Below are 20,683 nucleotides of genomic sequence, written 5' to 3' on the forward strand. Positions count from 1 at the left end.
CATCATAAAACTCATAGTGCATGGAGGATTTCCACCTCTCCCGCAATCGGGTTCTTCACCATCGTATAGACTGACTGCGATTCCATCGGGCCGACAAGCTCGTCCATGTCATAGAAACGGGTCAGCAGGTTGGCTTTGCACGGAAGCACCGGCTGATACAACAGACTGCTCAGAAGGTCTGAAGGCATCGTTTCTTCGTGTTGCTTCAGGCGTTCCTTCAATGCGCGGATCAGCTCCCCTTCCTCGATCAGTCCGCTGACTCCAAAGCCGTTGATCAGACCGAACAGGTGATTGAAGAAGAAGTAATATCTCAGGCGCTCCTCCGCTACATCATCAGCACAGACCGTGTCGCTGAGGGTATTGAGTCCAGGCAGCAGCTCCATCAATTTGTCCGCCTTCGATTCGCTGTAGTAGTACCCTTGGTTGTCGCGGTAATAGAAGGTTTCAGGGTAGCCGCCCCCGAGCTTGATGACCGAGTTCTGCTGATGGGCCTCAAGCGCGATTCCATAGGTGTTAAACAGCCAGATCATCGGGTCGAGTGTCAGATCCAGATAACGGTTGAACCACTCGATGCTCACTTCTTCCACCGAACGGTATTCACGGCCGGCGATTCCTTTGATGATCGAATAGAGCCTTGGTTTTGCCCCGAAGGCATGATCCTGGCACAGACCTGCAACCAGGCTGGCATGTTTGCTATTTTCATAGAAAGGATTATCACGGATGACGACTTCAAAGCCGGAGAGTTCAGTATCCGACACAAGATTCAGGTAAGCCGGATCCTCTAATATCCGAAAGTCGGGAAAATTCTTCTTGATCCTTTGCCCAACCTCAGTCTCCAGGAGTCTTGAAACCTCCACTCCCCTTGCAAGCTCTTTTGCCTGGTTGATTCGGAGGGAGTTTGTGATTTTGACAGGTACAGAGAATTTATACATATATTTAGAGTCTTTGCTGTACACGCTTCTGAATGATGAAGTACCCGTAAACGTCTTGCCGACGGGACCTATATAGTCAAGCGAACCATTCGCGAGCCTCTCTTGCACTTCCGGCTTCTCCATAAGTTCCTTCACTTGAAGCGGATGGACCGGGATCAGTACCTTTTCATCTTTTTTCCTGATTTCTTCGAGCCAGTTCTGATCGACTTCTCTGTCATTCTGCAATTCTTCGAAAATAATCGAAGCAGCAGACTGCGGACGGCTGGAATCCTGGAGAACCAGTGATTTCTCCGCTGCAAAATAATGAAGCTGGAACTCTCCCTTACGCTCGGGGGAATACGCCGCATCCTCCGTTTCCGTCAGACCCTGTTTGCTTTTCGGGGTCGGGTGAAGCAGGTGGCCGAATAAAAGGGATTGCTCCGCGTCGATGAATTCAAAGTCTTCCTGTGCAAGAGACTCTGCGTCTTCCACTCGGTCATCCAGGTATGTTTTGATGCTGCGGCAGCTCAGGATCACACGGTAAATGAGTTCATCCTCTGCTCCCCTGAAGCTTTTATCCAATAAGAATTCCTTCACTATGAGTGACGTAAGCGTGATATAGTCAAGCGGCTGCAGGTCTTGGCTGCCAGCGGTGCAGTAGTAAATCGGGAAAGAGAATAAATGGCGGTCAGTTTCAGACCAGTATGTCAGCCCCGCTATCAATTCGATTTTTTGAAGGACCAGTTTGGAGACGATTACTTTTTCTATTCTTTCGCCCATCAATAAAGGATGTTCCACATACTCGGGCACTTCTTCAAAATTCCCCGTTTCCCTTAAATAACAATTTAGAAAGCTTTGTATCGTCGCGTTCTCTGATAATTGCTTTGTGTCATACACGGGCCAAACCTCCGTTCATTAGTTGAATTGCAGTCTTTTCTATTTCATCCATCAGCTCGTGGATATCTTCTTCACTTGTTCTCGGATTCAGGAGAGTCAGCTTCAAGAAGGTTTCTCCATCTATGCTTGTTTTTGCGAAGACTCCTTTTCCTTCATGCAGGAGCGTCTGCTGGATCGCCCTGTTCAGTTCGTTAAAATCGATGCCGATTTCAGTCTCCGCCTGATACCTGAAGATGATGGTATTGATTTCAGGATGTTTATTTTTAAGTTCGATATTGTCCAGTCCTGCAAGGTATCCTGCCGCATAGCTGGCAAGCACCATGGTCCGGTCGATCATTTTGCCAAAGGTTTCGAGTCCCACTGTCTTGAGCGAAAGATACAGCTTCAATGCATCGAACCTCCTGGTTGTTGAGGTTGATTTCGTCACCAGATTCACGATTCCCTCATCTTCATCTTTCTCGGGATTTAAATAATCCGCATGATGGGACAGGAATCTGAAATGCCTGCGGTCCTTCACCATGAACGCCCCGCAGCTGACAGGCTGATAGAATAATTTATGAAAATCGATGGTCATCGAGTCTGCTTTTTCAAGGTTTTCAAGCTTATCGCGGTGAGAATGGCTCAGGAGCAATCCTCCACCGAAAGCCGCGTCGACATGGAACCAAAGCCCTTTCTTCTCTGCAATGGAATCGAGTTCCGGCAATGGATCGATGCTTCCGAAATCAGTGGTCCCGCATGTAGCGACGAGGGCGAACGGCAGCATGCCGTCTTCCTCAAGCCTCTTCAGTACAGCTTGTACATCGTTCAAGCACATGCGATGGTGCTCGTCCGTTTTCACCGTGATGACAGCCTGTTCTCCCAGACCGAGCTGGGAGGCTGACTTCTTCACGGTAAAATGGGCATCTTCTGAACAAAGGATACGCAGTCTTTGAAAATCTGCCGGCAGCCCCTGCTTCTGTACGTTGTGGCCCCAATGCTTATCGCAGAACGAATCCCTGGCAAGCAGCAGCCCCATGTAGTTCGATTGTGTACCGCCGCTCGTGAACACACCGTCTGACGTTTCAGGATAACCCACCGTTTCCTTCAGCCAATCCACCATTCCTTCTTCTACATACGTAGCTGCTGTGCTCTGATCCCAGGAATCCATCGACTGATTCAATGTGCCGATGATGCATTCACCGATGATCCCCGGAAGAAGCGGTGGACAATGCAGATGAGCCATGCTCTTTTCATGTGAAATATGTAGGCTGTTCCTTAAGACAGGACCTTCGATTTCCTCAAGTACTTCCTGAATCGATTGACCTTCCCCGGAAAAATGCATGATCCCCGCGATTTCCTTCTCGATTTCAGAGGGGGTCTTTCCGATGAAAGGCTGCCCGGTATCGCTGTAAACTTCTTTAAGTTTATTGCTGACTTGTTCCATTCCTTTTTCAAAAGCGGCGAGCCCTTCTCCCCCCTGATGAAGGAAGAAGGAGTCAAACGCCGTCTTTTTATTTTTTAGCGTTATGCCTGTACTCATAGGGACTACCTCACAACGGAAGCTGAGACAGCTTCTTTGAAGATAGCGAAGACTTCATCCAATTGCTCCCCCGTAATGATGAGTGGCGGAAGGAAGCGGACAACGGCTCCGTGTCTGCCCCCCACTTCAAGGATCAAGCCTCGCTTGAAGCACTCCTGCTGGATGCGGCTTGCAAGCTCAGGGTTTGCCGGATGGCTGCCTGATGTCGACTGCGGCAGGGATGGGTCAACCATTTCGACGCCGATCATCAAGCCTCTTCCCCTCACGTCCCCGATTTCGGGATACTCGCTTTGTAATACGCCTAACGACTGGAGGAGTCTTTGTCCCATTTTGTCAGCATGCTGAGCAAGGTCATGTTCTTTGATATATTTCAATGTTGCCGTTCCCGCTGCCATTGCCATCTGATTTCCCCGGAACGTCCCGATATGCGCTCCCGGTTCCCAGCAGTCCAGGTCTTTGTCATATACGACCACTGATAAAGGAAGACTGCCGCCGATCGCTTTCGAGAGAACGAATACATCAGGGACGATTCCTGCATGTTCGAACGAAAATAGTTTCCCTGTCCGTCCGATTCCCGTCTGCACTTCGTCGATGATAAGCGGGATGCCTCTCTCTTCGGTGATCCTTCTCATTTCCTGCAGCCACTCGATCGGTGCCGGAACCGAGCCTCCTTCGCCTTGTACGGTTTCGAAGATCATCGCAGCCGGCGGCAGGATCCCGCTTTCAGGATCATCTAGCAGGTTCTCGATATAGCGCGCCGAGATGCGGTGGCTTTCTTCTCCACCCACACCGAAAGGACAGCGGTACGTGTAAGGGTACGGCAGAAAATGCGTGTCAGGCATGAGACCGCCGACGTTTTTCTTCGGACTCAGGTTCCCCGAGATTGCCATCGTCCCGTGCGTGGCACCATGGTAACCTCCCTGGAAGGTCAGGATGCTTTGTCTTCCCGTTGCCGTTTTGACCAGCTTCAGGGCAGCTTCTATCGCATCTCCCCCGGTCGGCCCGCAGAATTGTACTTTTGCACGGTCGCGGAATCCTTCAGGCAGGGAAGCGAACAGCTCATTTACGAATTCTTCCTTCACCGGCGTTGTGAGATCTAATGTATGTAATGGGCGTTTATCACGGATGACCCCTTCCATCGCTTCGATTACCGCAGGGTGGTTGTGCCCGAGCGCCAATGTGCCGGCTCCTGCCAGGCAGTCGTAATATTTCCTGCCTTCCATATCGGTTACATGGATTCCCTCTGCTTCACTGATCGCAAGAGGAATCCTCCTCGGATAGGATCTTGCATTCGATTCACGTTTCTCCTGCTGGCTTAGTAATTCTTTATTTGAAGTCAATGTTTGAACTGTCATTCGTCATCATCCTTTCATTGGTAGTTTCAGTATTTGCTTTCTTCGTCATAGTAATTGATAATGATTATCAGTGTCAATAATTAATTGATAACCGTTCTCAACACTCTCGAGGAGATTGGTTCAATTGGCATACTGTACTTTCAACGCATTCAACATTCCTCCTAAGGTTATGACAGCAGCTTTTTGAGGAAAAATTTAGTGAAAATATTCCGGCAGACTAGTTTATAACTGCATCCATACACTTTTGTGTAAAAGGGAAATTCGACCCATAGAGAAGAAAGCGATAATATTACTGTGATAAAACTATTTCAAACTCTCTATTTTCGTAGTATATTTAGGGTACCGAAATAGTTTAGAACGTGATGAGGAGCTGCACCATATGTGGAAAAACAAAAATGTTTGGATTTTATTGATAGGTGAATTTATAGCCGGTCTCGGTCTCTGGCTGGGGATTATAGGAAATCTGGAGTTTATGCAGGAGAAGGTCCCGTCTGATTTTCTTAAGTCCTTGATTCTGGGGTCCGGTCTTCTTGCCGGTCTCGCTGTTGGCCCGCTTGCTGGGAAGTGGACTGATCAGGTGAGAAAGAAAAAAGTGATGCTGATTTCGGGGTTCACACGGGCACTGAGCGTCATTTTCATGCTGATTGCGATTGAAACAGGTTCCGTTCTCTGGATGATTGTTTTCCTTGTGAGCATTCAAGTCTCGGCAGCCTTTTATTTCCCCGCACTTCAAGCTGCCATCCCCATGGTGGTTAAAGAAAAGGATTTATTGCAGATGAATGGTGTGCATATGAATGTGGCTACTCTTTCCAGGATTCTCGGTACTGCTCTTGCCGGTATTCTCCTAGTGCTCATTTCTTTGTCGATGCTTTATGTATTATCGCTGGCAGCTTATATTGCATTGTTCATACTAACCTGGTTCTTGTCAATCGATGAAGACGCTGCCTCACCTGCTGTCAAAGGACAGAAAGCCAAGGGCACAAGTTTTAAAGAGGTATTCCCTATCATCAAAGGGCTCCCGATAGTGATGATGACGCTGATCATGACGCTCGTTCCGCTGCTGTTCATCGGCGGGTTTAATCTCATGGTTATCAATATCAGTGAGCTTCAGGATAGCTCTGCGATCAAAGGGTGGATTTATACGGCTGAAGGAATTGCATTTATGACGGGTGCCTTTTTTGTGAAGAGACTGGGAGAAATGATGTCGCCGTATAGAATTCTGTTCTTCTTTTCCTTTGTCATCGGTGTCTCTCAGCTTCTGCTTTATTTTGCAGACAATCCTGTCATGTCGGTTGTTTCTTTTGCCGTCTTCGGTTTTGCGGTGGGGTGTTTCTTCCCGACGGCAGCGACCATATTCCAGACCAGGATGCCAAAAGAATTCCATGGCCGTTTCTTCTCATTCCGAAACATGCTGGACCGTTTGATATTCCAGGTGGTACTGCTCATTACAGGTTTACTGTTGGACCTGGTAGGATTGCAAATCATGACTGTTTTATTTGGCTGCGCATCTCTCATTATGACCGGTCTTTTTTATTCAAAGTATCGTCAGCTGAAACATACCGTGTTGGCTGAACAGGCAAGCTAGCTTATATAAAAAAAGCTGCCCCATCGATCACGATGACCGATGAAGGGCAGTTTTTTATTGTTCCAAAACTTCTACATTCTGCGACTGAGTTCTGGATGATTGCTTTGAGACAAGTTTATAAATAAAGATGGTCAACAGCACAACTCCACTCGATATCAGATAGAGACTTGTAAATCCGAGTCCAGCCGAGATCAATCCGAGTAAGACGGAACCAACCGCAATTCCAAGATCATAGAAAATAAAGAATGTCGCCGTTGAGTGGCTGGTCCTTTCTCTCGGTGCAGACTGGATCGACATCGTCTGATAGCTCGGCAGCAAAGCACCGTATCCCAACCCGATCAGTGCACCGGCAAACAGCAGGATGACGGTTGAATGGGTGATACTCAAAAGGATGAGTCCTGCAGCAAAGATAAATAAGGAAGGATAGATGACCGAGTCCGGTCCTTTTTGGTCAAATAACCTTCCTGTATAGGGTCTTGATAACAGCATGGCAGCAGCGAAGACCACGAAGAAGAAGCTGACTGATTCAAAAAGACCGACTGATTTGGCATAGACGGAAATGAACGACATGATACCCGAATAAGCGAACGCAGTCAAAAAGCCTACAAATGCAATCGGCATCGCTCTCACTTCAAATAGGTCCTTCATTGTCAGCCGTTTGACAGCTTTTGTAACGGCAGCAGGAACTTCAGCTGTTTGAATCCCGAACGTCAAGATAAATGAAATCACCATCATGCCCGCAAAAAGAAGAAACAGCGCAGAGTATGGGATGAATTGAATAAGTGCCAATGAAAGGAATGGGCCGGCTACAACCGCAAGATTCATCGACATCGCGAAGTATCCAAGCCCTTCTCCCTTACGATGACCTGGAATCATGTCCGCTGCGATCGAAACTAAAACGGTCGAAGCGATACTGAACCAGATTCCGTGAAAGAACCGTAATCCGAGCAACAGCTGGAAATCGCTTATCATAAAGTAAAAGAAGGAAGAAACGCCAAAGAAAAATACTGAGATCACCAATGTTTTCTTTTTCCCAATCATGTCGATGATTTTCCCTGAAAACGGACGAACGATTATCGCAGAAATTAAAAACACCGTTGTCACCAGACCTGCCTGTGCTTCACTGCCTTGAAGTGCATTAATGACGTAGACCGGTAAAATGGTCAGCAACGAATAGAATACTAAAAAAACGAAAAAATTATTTGATACAGCCATCAGAAAAGGCTTTGTCCATATGCTGTTGGATGTTTCTTTCATGCAAATCCCCTTTCTTTACAGCTTTCATGTATGTTTCACTAATTAATTGTTATACTAATAATATACATAACAAGATAAAAAGTAAATGTACTTGTTATAACAATTAATTTGAAATCGTTCTCATTTCCAGTGACTTTTGTAGTATGATGGAAGTAGACAAAATAGTAGTAGGTGATATAGCATGCTCGATACACGTGACGAATCAATCGGTCTTTTTACCAGTAATACGGTTAAGAACATCATCCGTTTCTTATCTGCGAACATTAAGAACTTCGATATCACCCCCGAACAGTGGACCGTTCTGAAACGGCTTTCTGAGAATGACGGCATCAACCAAAAGGAATTGGCAATCAAAGCAGAAAAGGATCAGCCCACCGTAACGAGAATCCTTGATATCCTTGAGCGGAAAGAGCTGATTCTCAAGAAAAAAAATAAAGATGACCGCCGCTCGTTCATCCTCTTCATTACCGATAAAGGAATCGCGCTCAAAGAAGAACTATCCCCCATTATCGAGGAGATATGGGAAGCGAAGATCCTCACCGGTATTTCTGAAGAAGACCTGAAAGTTTATCGGAGTGTCCTAATTAAAATGAACGAAAATATTGAAAGATCTTGAACTAGGCCAAAAATTTTCTAGTCTAAGTAAAACCCGAATCAATTTGAATCCTGAATTTAAATTGACTCGGGTTTTTTAAGTTTTGTTTAAATTTGCGTTTAGTTTTACCTTGTTCCAGCGGTTGATTGGAGTGCAAGACGAAGACTCCTGCGGGAAAAGTAGCTTATGTGAGACCCCGCAGGCTTGCCGAGGAGGCTCACGGGCTACCCGCGGAAAGCGAAGTCTTGCAAGGAAATCATTAGCGGCGTAAACATGCATTTATTTTGATTAGAATAAATTCCAGAAAAATCTTTGACACCTTGGCAAAAAATGTAGTATATTACGATAGGAACGAACATTTTTAAATAAAGATAACTTTAATATTCGTCTTTAGGAGTGTTATTCATGGAAAACGTATTTGATTACGAAGATATTCAATTAATTCCTGCAAAATGTGTAGTAAACAGCCGTTCAGAATGTGATACAACCGTAACGCTTGGCGGCCGCTCTTTTAAACTTCCTGTCGTTCCTGCCAATATGCAGACGATCATTGATGAAAAGATCGCTATTTACTTAGCAGAAAATAATTATTTCTATATCATGCACCGTTTTGAACCTCAAAAAAGAAGAGATTTTATAAAAGATATGAACGCACGCGGTTTATACGCTTCCATCAGCGTCGGCGTGAAAGAAGAAGAGTACTCGTTCGTGGAACAGCTCACAGAAGAAGGGCTTATTCCTGAATACATTACAATCGATATCGCTCATGGCCATTCGAATGCTGTCATCAATATGATTCAGCATATCAAAAAGCATCTTCCCGAAAGCTTTGTGATCGCAGGGAATGTCGGGACTCCAGAAGCAGTCAGAGAACTTGAGCATGCGGGTGCGGACGCGACCAAGGTCGGCATCGGTCCGGGTAAAGTATGCATTACGAAAATAAAAACAGGATTCGGTACTGGAGGCTGGCAGCTCGCAGCACTTCGCTGGTGCGCTAAAGCTGCATCCAAGCCGATCATCGCCGATGGCGGAATCCGTACGCACGGAGATGTGGCGAAGTCCATCCGATTCGGCGCCACAATGGTCATGATCGGGTCATTGTTTGCAGGACACGAAGAGTCTCCTGGTGAAACATTCGAAAAAGACGGGAAGCTCTTTAAAGAATACTTCGGTTCAGCGTCCGAATTCCAAAAAGGCGAAAAGAAAAACGTCGAAGGAAAGAAAATGTTCGTGGAACATAAAGGGTCGCTGCAAGATACGTTGATCGAAATGGAACAGGATCTTCAATCCTCCATCTCTTATGCAGGAGGAACAAATCTTGATGCAATCCGCCATGTCGATTATGTAGTCGTAAAGAATTCTATCTTTAATGGAGATAAGGTCTATTAAACAGTTCAAGGGACGGGCCTTTTAGAAGGGCCGTCCCTTTATCTTTAAGTCTTATGACCCATTATCAATGTTCTACCTTCTGCGTATTCTACATATATTTTTGTAGAAAAGGAGGGAGAAAAATGGGCATCAGGTTGATCAAGATTTCAGTCATTTATTTCATGATCGGTGTGTTATTCGGGCTTTATATGTCCATGACGCATGATTACAGCTTCACTCCGGTACATGTTCATATTAATCTATTAGGATGGACGTCCCTTACGCTTGCAGGTATTATTTATCACTTATTCCCTTCAGTTTCAGCAACCAGACTGGCAAAAGCACATTTCTGGCTCCATAACATCGGACTTTCGTTAATGATGATCGGTTTGATCATCCTTATTTCCGGCAGCGAAGGAGTCGTTCCGGTAATTGCTGCCGGCGGGTTATTGACGACTCTTGCCGTATTATTGTTCGGATATAATGTATTAACGAAATTGAAGGCTGAATAGGTTTATGAATTTATAAAAAACAGCTGCTGCCCTAGTATCGACTATGGCAGCAGCTGTTTTTCCAGTTGTGATACTTCCAGTTTTAACCCGTCAACATCAGCGAGCAATCGAAGCATCCCTTTAATAATCAATTCATCTGGTTTTGATTTCCGGCATTCTTCTGAAATCCTGTCGGCAATGTTTACATATTCCCCGGCTTCCCCGCTTTTCATGGAATGAATCTTATTGTAAAGATTTGTCCAGGCTTCTTCCCTTTTTTCAAATGAAATAAATGCCCCTTCGCGATCCATGTCGACAGAGAATGGCTTCATCATTTCATCATCAAGGAGAGGAGCGCTCTTCCCTTCGAAGAAGTCATCTGCAAGAATCATAATCTGCCTGACGACATGCTTACCCAGATCTTCAGGCTTTAAATCACTCTCCGTTGAAATAAGGAGCATCATATAGGAAGTGTAGATGGATTGGGTCATCCACATCAGGTCCCATTTGTACGGATCGATCCGATTTCCATATAACCGCTGGAGATTATGCTGCAGCCAGCTGAATAACCGCCCTCTCATCCTGTGTTCCATTGCGGCAAGCTTTTCACTGTTCTTGGCCGTTTCCCCCCTCATATGCATCTTCATATAAGATTTGTATTCCAGGATCCCTTCAAACTGAACCTGAAATTGTTTGGCCAGCCGGTCCTCGGGAGACATATTCCCGTCCAACCCTACGACAAACGCCCGTTCAAAGACGAGCTGTTGATAATGCTCATAGATGGAGATGATTAAATCTTCCTTTGACTGGAAAAATGAGTACAGAGATCCTTTGGAGATTCCGATACTGTCTGCAATCTGCTGCATCGAGGTTTGGGTGTAGCCATGTTCGGCAAAAAGGTCGACTGCTGCTTCTAATATCGCTTTTCGTTTATTCACTAATATCACCTGCCTTATTTCTTCACAAGAACACATTCATTCTTGACTATAAATCCCAATCATGAAAAAATGACTTATGAGTCAATTCGATTTAAAGCCATTATATCAATGCATCAAAGCATTTAAAAGAAAATCATTTGACCAATGAGTCACCATCTAAAAAGGAGGGTTTTTTCATGATTCAAGCCATTTTAAAGCGATCAAAAATCACTCTGATTTTTGTACTGCTCTTTGCCATTATCGGGATTTTTACATTTTTTCAACTGCCTCAAAGAGAAATTCCTGAAACAGAAGTGAACATAGGAACGGTTTCGACCGTTTATCCAGGGGCAACCGTAGGGACGGTTGAACGTACCGTCACGAATCCGATCGAGAATTCACTTCAATCGATTGACGGAATTAAGGAGCTGAGCTCATCTTCTGCTGCCGGATTCTCTACTATCATTGTAGAGGTCGAAGATGGCAAAGACAAAAAAGAAGTGTTCAGCGATGTGCGGCAGGCCGTGTCCGATGCTTCCTCATCGTTTCCGGAGGAGGCATTTGATCCTGAAATCAATGAATCCACGGTCAAAATGCCGATCGTTTCTTATCAGCTCACGAGTGAAAACCGTGAAAGCCTGCAGGACATGAAGGATGAGATAGACCGCTGGAAAACAGAGGTAGAAGAGTTATCCGGTGTTTCAGGCGTCGCCGTAAAAGGACTGCCGGAAGAGCAAATTCTCATTGAGCTCAATCTTCAAGACTTAAAAGAATCAGGACTCAATGTCTCGAACGTGATGAAGTCCATCAATGATGAGTACTATCCCACCCCTCTCGGAAAAGAGACGATTGATGATGAAGTCGTCCAGCTATCTGTAGAGCATTACACCACCATTGACGAAATGAAAGAAGTCTTTGTCGGAAAGAACCCAAGCGGGGAAGCCGTTTTACTCGGTGATATCGCGGACGTGAAGATTTCCCCCAAAGACGCAGAAGATATCATTACATTCGAAGGCAAACCAGCTGTATCCTTTACTGCTTTTGTAAAACAAGGGGAAGATATCCCTTCAGTCGATCAGCGGGTGAGCGATAAAGTGGAGGAACTCTCCGATAATCTTCCGGAGGACGTAACACTGGTCCCATATTATTCACAGGCCAGCCTTGTGACGGACATATTCAAAGGGTTGTTCACATCCCTGGCGATTTCCGTGTTGGCAGTCATCGTCACCACTGCCATAGGACTGACTGGATCCGGGGTTTTCGTAGTCGCATTGGCTATACCGATCTCAGTTCTCGCAGGATTGATCCCGCTTCCTTATGCAGGAGTCGACCTTAACCAGATTTCAGTCATCGGGGCCATCATCGCACTGGGTATCCTTGTTGATGACTCGATCGTCATGAATGACAATATCCAGCGCCGCTATAAACTCGGTGACAATGCCCTGACAGGCGCAGTGAACGGTGTGAAGGAAATGTGGGTATCCATTTTAACTTCTTCACTTGCCATCGTGTTTACGTTCCTGCCGCTCGTCTTTTTGTCAGGCGGCAATGGAGCATTCATCCGGGCTCTTCCGACCGTATTGATTACGACGATACTTGCGTCGACACTGGCTGCATTGGTATTTGTACCTGTGCTCCGCTACATGCTTTACAGTAAAACGAAGAAAAAGATATCAGATTCACCCGGCTTGCTTGGGAAGCCGTTGGATAAGCTTGCAGATTTTTACGCAGACGGAATTCTGAAACGTTTTTCCAAGAAGCCTTTGCTCACATCGGCTCTTGGACTGATTTTCACAACAGCCATCTTCGGCCTGATCGCCTTTACACCGTTTGAATTCTTCCCATCGGCAGACCGCGAAGAAGTGACGATTGACGTCACCCTTCCAATCGGAACGACGCTTGAGGAAACTTCTGATACGCTTGCTGAGATGGAAGACAGATTGAAAACCGATAAAGGAGTCTATGAAACGAGCGTTTTCGCTGGTACAGGGCTGCCTAATCTATTCAACAGCTCGCTGCAAAATGCAGGGGAAAACACAGGGCAGATCGTGGCGCGCGTTGACCGGGAAAATCAAACGGCCAAAGGCTTGATTGATGACTGGACCGAAAAGCTCCGCAGTGAATTTCCAGATGCTGTCCTTTTCATGGAGACCATTGAGCAGGGACCTCCAGCAGGGGCGCCTGTAACGGTGACCGTGTCCGGACCTGAAATGGAGAAACTGCTTGAGCTGAGGGATTCATTGAAGGACGATATCGGAAACCTTGAAACGAATCTTGTGGTTGATAATGTAGGGGAACTCTCACCTGTTCAGGAATATGTCCCTGACCGTGAAGCACTCGAGGAAAACGGCATCACCGTCAACCAAATCAGTGAACAAATACGTCTGGCGACCGAGGGAATCCCTCTCAAAGCTTTTGATAATGGCGTCACGAAGCGAGACATGAACCTAGTGCTGGCTGGAAATGAAGGAGAAATCGATCTTTCTTCATTAGAATTACCGGCTGCTGCGCAAAACCCTGCAGGACCACCTAAACTTGTCTCGTTGGATGAACTGGTGACGGTCGAAAAGAAAGAGGAAATCCAGCAGATCCCTCATGTGGACGGTGAACGCGCCATTACGATTCGCGCATTCCCTGAGAACGAAGAAGGCTATAAACAGAATGTACAGGAAATAGTAGATGAGACCAAGAAAGACCTTGGCCCTGAATACAATGTAACTCTCGGCGGTGAAAACGAAGCTCAAGACAGCTTCTTCTCGGAAATCATCATCCTGTTCACGATCGTGATCTTCCTTGTTTATCTGCTGATCGCACTGCAATTCAACTCATTGTCGATGCCTTTCCTTGTATTGGTGGCCGTTTACTTAGCGATTGCCGGTGCGATACTTGGATTATTCGTCACACAGACCCCGATCAGCTTCCTTGCTGTCATGGGGATGGTTTCCTTAACGGGGATTGTGGTACGAAATTCGATTGTACTTATCGAATTCATCGAACAGCGATTAAAGGATGGCATGCACGTTAAAGAGGCCGTCGTCGAAGCAGGGCGCGCAAGATTACGCCCGATCGTCCTGACTGCCATAACATCGATTGTCGCTTTGATTCCGGTGGCAGTCAGCGGAGATGCCCTCTTCACACCGCTTGCGGTCACCATCATCTCCGGAATCGCATTCTCAGTCATCTTGACATTGATGATCGTGCCGATGCTTTACCTTGTATTCGATCGATTCCGACGTAAAAAAAGAGAACGAGCAGCATACTGATTTGAAGGCCCGTCCCTCATCTCTTTAAATCGCTAAAAGCCCGTCCCTCACTGCTTTAGAGCAGTGAAGGCGGGCCTTTTGCTTTTAATAGAATACATCGAACCTTTCCCACACTTCTTCGAGTTCGCCGAGCCGCTTTTCGAAACCGTCCTGCTTTTGCTTTGCGGCATAGACGATGAGTGCGTTGATGACACTTAGCGGTGCGGTGAAGCTGTCGATGAAGGCAGGCATTTTACTTTCCGCCGTCAATGAAACATCTGCATGCTGAATGAGCGGAGATAAAAGATTGTCGGTCAACGCGGCGGTTTTTGCTTTCTTTTCTTTTGCAAAACGGAGGACATCGACCGTGCTTTTTGTATATCTCGAGAAGCTGATGCCCAAGACAAGATCATCCTCACTCAGATCGTAGAGACGGTCTGCATTCTTCTCGATTGAATCCAGCATTTCGACATGGTTGAGAATCATGTTTAAATAATAGTGGAGAAAAACCCCGAGGGCTCCGGCACTCCTATTAGCCACGATGTAGACTCTTTTTGCCTTCAGTAAGTACCCGACCATTTCACGGAAATTTTCAACATCCAAATTTTTAAGGGTCATCTGGATATTTTCAATGTCTCCCCCGATGATTTGAGAAATGCCTTTATCTTCTTGACCGTAAACTTCTTTTGACAGCTTCAGCCTCTCAGTAGCCGTCAATTGCTGCTGAACGGAAGACTGGATGTGACGTTGAAACTCGGGATAACCTGAAAAACCTAAAAAAGTGGCAAAGCGAACGATTGTAGCATCGCTGACTTTTACAATCTTCGACAGCTTCCCGACGGTTAAAAAAGGGATTTGATTAGGATTTTCCAGTATATATCGGGCAATTTTCTCCTGCGCCTTACTCATTGCCGGCATTTTCTCAGTGATGATTTTGTACACATTAATGTTCATGTTTAACCTCTTTCTTATTTCTGAACGATTCTGATAGCTTTTTCGTGCGCTGTTAGGGTGCGTTCAATATCTTCCCCGCTGTGGACAGCAGACATGGAATACCTGTTAAGCGGTTTTGTGTAAATTCCAAGTTTCAATAGCTCATAGTCGATTTTACTTCTTAAGTCACTGTCGGCTTTACCCATATCCCGATAGTTCTTGATGCTTCCTTCCGCGAGGATGACGTTGAAGATGCTTCCTTTTCCCACAGTCTGCATCGGAATATCATGGCGTTTATATACTTCTTCAAGTCCGTCCCTCAGTATGTTGGTATTGGCAAGAAGATGATCCATCGTGCCTTGCTCTTCTAGTACCTCTATCGTCGCAAGTCCGGATGCCAATACTGTCGGGTGACCGTTGTAGGTGCCGCTGTGAAATAACGGATCTTTTTTGCTGCCGTTTTCAGCACCGGCCGTAAGGATGTCCCTGCCTCCATCCGGCGCACTGATTTCCATGATCTCTTTCTTTCCGCCGATTGCACCGACAGGAAATCCGCCGCCAAGTACCTTCCCGAGAGCCGTGAGATCCGGTTTAATATGATAAAGGTTCTGCGCTCCTCCCACGGTGAGGCGGAACCCGGTTTTCACTTCATCGAAAATCAATAGGATCCCAAGCTCTTCCGTAATCTCCCTGAGACGGGTCATGAATGCCTCTTCAGCAGGAATGAATCCCCCCTGTACCGGCTCCATGATGATGGCAGAAATCTCATGAGCGTTGTCTCGTAAAATCGTTTCTGCCGCTTCGATATCATTAAAAGGGAGTATGACCGTATTCTCTCGATAGTAATCAGGAATACCGGGTGATTCAGGCACCACATTCGGTTCGGTTTCAACCCCTGCCAGATCGAGATCAGGGTTGACGCTAAGTAAAACCTGATCATACCCTCCGTGATAATGGCCTTCAAACTTCGCGATCTTTGGTTTCCCTGTATAAGCCGCCGCTGTTCTGATCGCAAGCAAAGTCGCCTCAAGCCCTGAATTCGTATATCGTACCATGTCAATTCCAGGGAACAGTGAAATCAACTTTTCAGCCATGACGGTCTCCAGTCTGTGAGGGGTCCCGAAAATGGTCGTTCCCGCATCCTTCATCTGATTCATCGCTGCTTCATACACCCGCGGATGACCATGACCAAGTATCAGGGCTCCATAACAGAGCAGATAATCAATGTATTCATTTCCATCCACATCGAACAGTTTGCTCCCGTTTCCCCTCTCCATCATGATCGGATGAGGTGCAATATACTTAATATTGGCCGTGACTCCCCCGGGAATGACCTTTTTGGCTCTCTCGAATAATTCCGCTGATTTCTTCGTGTTTTGCGACAAAGGATTGAGCTTTTTTTGATGCAACTGTAAGACCTCCGTTGTTTAATAATTATTTCACTGTAGATACTAACATGAAATAATTATTTCATAAAGGAGGTGAACGTTACTGTTATTTAAGAATAAAGGTAGTAACGTTTTTGTAAAAAAAACTTTATATTCTGTTCCGATTAACACCCTTCGATAGAGGGGAGCCTCCTCGAAATGAGGATGTTAAATAATCAAGTACTCTCTGCTGGAACTGAAGTGTTGAATTTGATTAATTGAGTTTCGTGATTAGCGGGGAGAGGGAATATCTTCTATTTTTTGTGGTTCCGGTTGTGGGGAGATTCAACTGGGAAAGTAGTCTGGTGGCAGTAGATATTGAAGGCAAATTCATGAAGTGTCTCATTTCCCTATTTGTGATCGTCGGGCTTACAAGCAGGGAAAAGTCAATTAAAGCATCTATGTGAGCACCTTTGTTTTCTGCCAAGCAACGGGAACACTTCCACGTTCCGCTGATCCGCTCCATCTTCAAGGCCTCACAATTCTTGCAATACACTCCAGGAAGAACGTCCGACTTTGATAGTTGGAATAGTGATAACACGTCTACATCTTGAGGTACATGTGACTTTATAAGTTGATTTGCAATTTTGATCAATTGCTTTTCGGTCACCATTTGAGTTTTATGCCTGTCTTTCAATTTATCAATTTCAAATGTTAGCCTTGAACTGCGTATCAACTGCTTCACTACTACTGGATTAGCTTGTGAATTTTTAATAAGAGTATTTGAGTTTGTGAGTACCACCCTATATTCAATCGGGATCTGCGTTAATTTTTTTGATGAAAACCAATTCCCCAATTCTACCTTTTGTTTATACGCTTGCAGAATTGGATCTGGAAATACGTCTGTAATATCATTTTTCGTTCGAATCATTTGGTTGAATTCTGTGTCTATAAAAAGCTCCCCGGCTATATTTTTCACTTCAAGAATAAGAATAAAATTTGTATGAAGAATTAGCGTATCAATTTGAAAGTAGAAGGTTTTATAAGAAAGGCGTATGTCATGAAGGATGATGTATGGTTTGTCAGGTAAAAAACTCAAATGATAATCAAGGGAAAGTTCACCCTTATAACCAGCTTCTAGTTTTCTTAATTCCGTTTCAATCTCTTTTTTTAATGGATGGTTTGGAATGATGCGCCTTAATAAAGCGTAAAGTTTGAGGATTTTTATTGGGGGTAGATGGGGTTTCTTTAACAATTGACCACTCCTTTTACTTTTTAAAAATGAGGGAACTGATGGGAAGAGGAACTTTTCTCCATAAGATTTGGATGATTATACCATATTATAGCATTATTCGTCATTAATACCATTACTATCTTTCAGGTAGTGGACTTTAGTCTTTTAATGCATATAAAAGTCCATTTTCTTTATCAAATACCTATTTTTTAATAGTGAAAAGCCACAATAGAAAGTCTTTAACCTAAAAACAAGGTTAAATACACAATATAAAAATGAGGTTTTCTTTATTCTATGAGTTTTGGCCGATAATCTATGAGTTTTGGCCGATAATCTATGAGTTTATGGCATTATTAAATGAGTTTTGATTATCAATCTATGAGTTTCAGTCATTATTCTATGAGTTTTCATAAATATCCTCCCATTTTTCCATATAATAACAATAATTGTTTTCACTTGCCCATGTTTTCCAGACCATTCACCCATTTTATAACCCTTTAACCCCTCCCCGAATAAATTAATCATAAGGAAGGAGTGAATTTCAAATGGGTAGTTCAATTTGGTTATTTTTCTTAGGCATTCTTTCGGGGTTTGCGCTGCTCCGGGTGCCGCTGACAGGATTTTTGGCGCCGATTAACCCGATTATAGATGTCATCGGTGTGTTGGCCATACTATTATTCTCGATTATTCTCATTTTTAAAGGGGTCATTCATCTGATCGACAGCAGGAAGTCATAATATCAAAGGCCGGGCCTTCTCATAAGGACCGGCCTTCACCTTGCTCTTCATCCATATTCCTTCTGATGCCCCCGCTTCATCTTGAGATAGTCTTCATCTTCCCTTGCCAGCTTCCATTTCTCTTCAAAAATGGCGGCCGATTCTGCTTTCTCCGAATCGATTTGCCTCTCCTTCACATCGCCGTCTTCATCATATTTCCTGCCGCCTTTATAATTCGCATAGCGGCGGGCCCTAGTATAGCCCATTTGAAGGAATTTCCGGGCCATGTCCATCCCGACAAAATCGTCCTTCTCTTTATATTGAAGGAATATATCATAAATTTTATCGGAAGATTCAGCAGCAATGTCCGGGGTTTTAAAACGCCAATGGGGAAGGATCTCACTTTTATACGGTTCAACGAGCAGGACACCCTGCTCTCCCCTTCCGACCCGGTACAATTCAGGATTTTTCCTGAAATCGATATCGTCAAAGTCCAGTGAATAATCGAATGGCATCGTATCATCCTTTTTACCTTGTTTACCCGGAGCATCCCATGCCTAACCTCTTTATAAAGCAGCAAAAAACCTGTATAAAAACCACTTTATACAGGTCAGTCAGTTCTACTTATCCGGTTCATCCAGCGCCTGGTACTTAGCTTGATACTTACCGCCATCCGCCACTTCCGAATGGTACAGGGCCTTCAGGGCAAAACTTCTCTCCAAGCCTTGTTCATCCATCAATTTTTTTAACCGGTCCTGCAGTGCTTTTTCATCTTTCATCAGGCGTTTCATTTGAGAACGTATATATCTCAAGGGTTTTCAACTCCTCTTTAGCATTACGATGAAGTACCATTATAACAACCTTCACGCATAAAACAAAATCCCTCTAGTATCATGTTTGGAGGATTGATAAAATGATAGATAAAGATTAGAAAATTTTGTGAGAAACATATAATTGAGTTAAAACACAAATACATATTAAAAGAGACATCGACACCCTTAGAACAGCCTTAAATGATATCAATTTTTTAAAAAAGAGAGGGATTGTCATGTACAAAATGTATTGCAGGGCCTACCAAACCGCATACCGGGGCGCTTTATATTTCCTGCCGTGGCGGAAACCCCGCCTGCTCGAGGGGGAAAAAAGCCTCGTCCAATTGCCGGCTGACTTGAAAGAAAGCGGGATCTCGAGTGTCCTGATCGTTACCGATGAAGGGATCTCTTCACTCGGATTGATGAACGGACTCCTCGAGGGGTTGAAAAATACCAATATTCAGTACACTGTCTATGATAAAACCGTACCGAACCCGACCATCGATAATATCGAAGACGCCTTGGAAATGTACCACGATAATAAGTGTGATGGGATCATCGCGTTTGGCGGCGGATCGCCGATCGACTGCGCCAAAGCGGTGGGCGCGCGGGTGGCAAGACCCGATAAGAGCATACCGGAAATGAAGGGACAGCTGAAAGTGAGAAGGAAGCTTCCTCTTCTTGCCGCCGTGCCGACGACCGCCGGGACGGGGAGCGAAGCGACAATCGCCGCTGTCATTTCAAACCCGGATACCCATGAAAAGTATGCAATCAATGACTTGTCGCTGATTCCGCAAATTGCGGTGCTCGATCCACTGCTTACGGTAAAACTTCCGCCACACATCACCTCTACGACCGGAATGGATGCATTGACGCATGCAGTCGAGGCGTATATCGGCAGGAGCAGGACCCGTGAGACCATGGAGTGCAGCAGGCAGGCTGTGAAGCTGATATTCAACAATCTTTACGAAGCTTATTCCAACGGTGAAAACATTACAGCCCGTACCAATATGCAGAAAGCTTCCTATCTTGCAGGCGTTGCATTTACCCGGGCATATGTAGGGTACGTCCATGCCATCGCCCATACCCTCGGCGGATTCTATTCGGTTCCCCATGGGCTCGCGAATGCCGTCATTCTCCCTTATGTACTCGAGTACTACGGGGAGTCGGTTCACCAGCCGCTTGCGGAATTGGCCGATGCAGCGGGGATCGGGTCGCCATCGGATACGGCCGGCGAAAAAGCGGCGGCCTTCATTGCCGCGGTCAAGAAGCTCAACATAGACATGAAGATCCCGGCCAAGGTGGACGGCATCTCGGAAAGCGATATCCCGCTAATGGTCAAGCGGGCACTGACGGAAGCGAATCCATTTTATCCGGTGCCGAAGATCCTGTCTGATACCGACTTATCCAAGCTCTATTTTTTAATAAAACAATAAATATACAAAAGGTGCCCGTCCTTCCTGGATGAGCACCTTTTTCAAACG

The 20,683-nt window shown here is 45.3% G+C and carries 17 protein-coding genes; 7 read left to right on the plus strand and 10 right to left on the minus strand.

All coding sequences use genetic code 11. The annotated features are described in order from the left end of the window. Positions 1-11 precede the first annotated feature (11 nt). The 3 genes from AAEO50_RS09550 to AAEO50_RS09560 are packed head-to-tail and all read right to left on the minus strand — an operon-like array spanning position 12 to position 4,682. Complete coding sequence (locus AAEO50_RS09550) at positions 12-1,808, minus strand: IucA/IucC family protein (RefSeq protein WP_341982903.1); 1,797 nt, start codon at positions 1,806-1,808, stop codon at positions 12-14. Beyond that, positions 1,801-3,327, minus strand: a complete 1,527-nt coding sequence (locus AAEO50_RS09555) for an aspartate aminotransferase family protein (RefSeq protein WP_341982906.1) — start codon at positions 3,325-3,327, stop codon at positions 1,801-1,803. The genes AAEO50_RS09550 and AAEO50_RS09555 overlap by 8 nt, the downstream gene beginning before the upstream one ends. Before the next feature lie 5 nt (positions 3,328-3,332). Beyond that, entirely contained in the window at positions 3,333-4,682 is a 1,350-nt protein-coding gene (locus tag AAEO50_RS09560; protein WP_341982909.1) for an aspartate aminotransferase family protein, read from the minus strand. Between the two features lie 379 nt (positions 4,683-5,061). On the opposite strand from AAEO50_RS09560, the gene AAEO50_RS09565 reads away from it, so the two are divergent. Further along, positions 5,062-6,267, plus strand: a complete 1,206-nt coding sequence (locus tag AAEO50_RS09565; RefSeq protein ID WP_341982911.1) for an MFS transporter — start codon at positions 5,062-5,064, stop codon at positions 6,265-6,267. A 54-nt stretch (positions 6,268-6,321) separates the two neighbouring features. Here the strand turns inward: AAEO50_RS09565 and AAEO50_RS09570 are convergent, their stop codons facing one another. After that, positions 6,322-7,524, minus strand: a complete 1,203-nt coding sequence (locus AAEO50_RS09570; RefSeq protein ID WP_341982913.1) for an MFS transporter — start codon at positions 7,522-7,524, stop codon at positions 6,322-6,324. 181 nt (positions 7,525-7,705) lie between these two features. Between AAEO50_RS09570 and AAEO50_RS09575 the strand changes: the two genes are divergently transcribed. From AAEO50_RS09575 to AAEO50_RS09585, 3 genes are all read left to right on the plus strand, one after another. Further along, on the plus strand, positions 7,706-8,140 hold the full coding sequence (locus AAEO50_RS09575; protein WP_341982915.1) for a MarR family transcriptional regulator: 435 nt from the start codon (positions 7,706-7,708) through the stop codon (positions 8,138-8,140). Positions 8,141-8,524: 384 nt separating this feature from the next. Then, on the plus strand, positions 8,525-9,508 hold the full coding sequence (guaC, locus tag AAEO50_RS09580) for a GMP reductase (RefSeq protein ID WP_341982917.1): 984 nt from the start codon (positions 8,525-8,527) through the stop codon (positions 9,506-9,508). Between the two features lie 122 nt (positions 9,509-9,630). Next, positions 9,631-9,999: a cbb3-type cytochrome c oxidase subunit I gene (locus AAEO50_RS09585; protein WP_341982919.1), complete on the plus strand. Its 369-nt coding sequence runs from the start codon at positions 9,631-9,633 to the stop codon at positions 9,997-9,999. 41 nt (positions 10,000-10,040) lie between these two features. Here AAEO50_RS09585 and AAEO50_RS09590 read toward each other — a convergent pair whose 3' ends face one another. Beyond that, complete coding sequence (locus AAEO50_RS09590; RefSeq protein ID WP_341982922.1) at positions 10,041-10,916, minus strand: TetR/AcrR family transcriptional regulator; 876 nt, start codon at positions 10,914-10,916, stop codon at positions 10,041-10,043. Between the two features lie 176 nt (positions 10,917-11,092). Here AAEO50_RS09590 and AAEO50_RS09595 point away from each other — a divergent pair, with 176 nt between their 5' ends. Further along, positions 11,093-14,158 carry an efflux RND transporter permease subunit gene (locus tag AAEO50_RS09595; RefSeq protein ID WP_341982924.1) on the plus strand — a complete coding sequence of 1,022 codons (3,066 nt, stop codon included), beginning with the start codon at positions 11,093-11,095 and terminating at the stop codon, positions 14,156-14,158. 84 nt (positions 14,159-14,242) lie between these two features. Here the strand turns inward: AAEO50_RS09595 and AAEO50_RS09600 are convergent, their stop codons facing one another. From AAEO50_RS09600 to AAEO50_RS09610, 3 genes are all read right to left on the minus strand, one after another. After that, positions 14,243-15,091: a MurR/RpiR family transcriptional regulator gene (locus AAEO50_RS09600; protein ID WP_341982926.1), complete on the minus strand. Its 849-nt coding sequence runs from the start codon at positions 15,089-15,091 to the stop codon at positions 14,243-14,245. A gap of 14 nt (positions 15,092-15,105) precedes the next feature. Continuing rightward, positions 15,106-16,479: an aspartate aminotransferase family protein gene (locus tag AAEO50_RS09605; protein ID WP_341982928.1), complete on the minus strand. Its 1,374-nt coding sequence runs from the start codon at positions 16,477-16,479 to the stop codon at positions 15,106-15,108. Between the two features lie 232 nt (positions 16,480-16,711). Further along, positions 16,712-17,692, minus strand: a complete 981-nt coding sequence (locus AAEO50_RS09610) for a nuclease-related domain-containing protein (RefSeq protein WP_341982930.1) — start codon at positions 17,690-17,692, stop codon at positions 16,712-16,714. A 524-nt stretch (positions 17,693-18,216) separates the two neighbouring features. Here AAEO50_RS09610 and AAEO50_RS09615 point away from each other — a divergent pair. Beyond that, positions 18,217-18,408 (plus strand): hypothetical protein, encoded by a 192-nt coding sequence (locus tag AAEO50_RS09615; RefSeq protein ID WP_341982932.1) that lies wholly within the window; start codon positions 18,217-18,219, stop codon positions 18,406-18,408. Positions 18,409-18,455: 47 nt separating this feature from the next. Here the strand turns inward: AAEO50_RS09615 and AAEO50_RS09620 are convergent, their stop codons facing one another. Together AAEO50_RS09620 and AAEO50_RS09625 are read right to left on the minus strand one after the other, a co-directional pair. Continuing rightward, positions 18,456-18,902 carry a DUF4385 domain-containing protein gene (locus AAEO50_RS09620; protein WP_341982934.1) on the minus strand — a complete coding sequence of 149 codons (447 nt, stop codon included), beginning with the start codon at positions 18,900-18,902 and terminating at the stop codon, positions 18,456-18,458. 105 nt (positions 18,903-19,007) lie between these two features. Further along, positions 19,008-19,199 (minus strand): hypothetical protein, encoded by a 192-nt coding sequence (locus AAEO50_RS09625; protein WP_341982936.1) that lies wholly within the window; start codon positions 19,197-19,199, stop codon positions 19,008-19,010. 236 nt (positions 19,200-19,435) lie between these two features. On the opposite strand from AAEO50_RS09625, the gene AAEO50_RS09630 reads away from it, so the two are divergent. Beyond that, positions 19,436-20,635: an iron-containing alcohol dehydrogenase gene (locus AAEO50_RS09630; protein ID WP_341982938.1), complete on the plus strand. Its 1,200-nt coding sequence runs from the start codon at positions 19,436-19,438 to the stop codon at positions 20,633-20,635. The last annotated feature ends 48 nt before the right edge of the window (positions 20,636-20,683 follow it).

Origin of the sequence: Rossellomorea oryzaecorticis (assembly GCF_038405515.1) — a bacterium.
Taxonomy (GTDB): Bacteria; Bacillota; Bacilli; order Bacillales; family Bacillaceae_B; genus Rossellomorea; species Rossellomorea oryzaecorticis_A.

Coding starts and splice junctions, on each gene's coding strand:
- AAEO50_RS09630 (WP_341982938.1), top strand. CDS start 19,436: ATGTACAAAATGTATTGCAGGGCCTACCAAACCGCATACCGGGGCGCT.
- AAEO50_RS09615 (WP_341982932.1), top strand. CDS start 18,217: ATGGGTAGTTCAATTTGGTTATTTTTCTTAGGCATTCTTTCGGGGTTT.
- AAEO50_RS09600 (WP_341982926.1), bottom strand. CDS start 15,091: ATGAACATTAATGTGTACAAAATCATCACTGAGAAAATGCCGGCAATG.
- AAEO50_RS09585 (WP_341982919.1), top strand. CDS start 9,631: ATGGGCATCAGGTTGATCAAGATTTCAGTCATTTATTTCATGATCGGT.
- AAEO50_RS09595 (WP_341982924.1), top strand. CDS start 11,093: ATGATTCAAGCCATTTTAAAGCGATCAAAAATCACTCTGATTTTTGTA.
- AAEO50_RS09565 (WP_341982911.1), top strand. CDS start 5,062: ATGTGGAAAAACAAAAATGTTTGGATTTTATTGATAGGTGAATTTATA.
- AAEO50_RS09570 (WP_341982913.1), bottom strand. CDS start 7,524: ATGAAAGAAACATCCAACAGCATATGGACAAAGCCTTTTCTGATGGCT.
- guaC (WP_341982917.1), top strand. CDS start 8,525: ATGGAAAACGTATTTGATTACGAAGATATTCAATTAATTCCTGCAAAA.
- AAEO50_RS09555 (WP_341982906.1), bottom strand. CDS start 3,327: ATGAGTACAGGCATAACGCTAAAAAATAAAAAGACGGCGTTTGACTCC.
- AAEO50_RS09560 (WP_341982909.1), bottom strand. CDS start 4,682: ATGACAGTTCAAACATTGACTTCAAATAAAGAATTACTAAGCCAGCAG.
- AAEO50_RS09620 (WP_341982934.1), bottom strand. CDS start 18,902: ATGCCATTCGATTATTCACTGGACTTTGACGATATCGATTTCAGGAAA.
- AAEO50_RS09575 (WP_341982915.1), top strand. CDS start 7,706: ATGCTCGATACACGTGACGAATCAATCGGTCTTTTTACCAGTAATACG.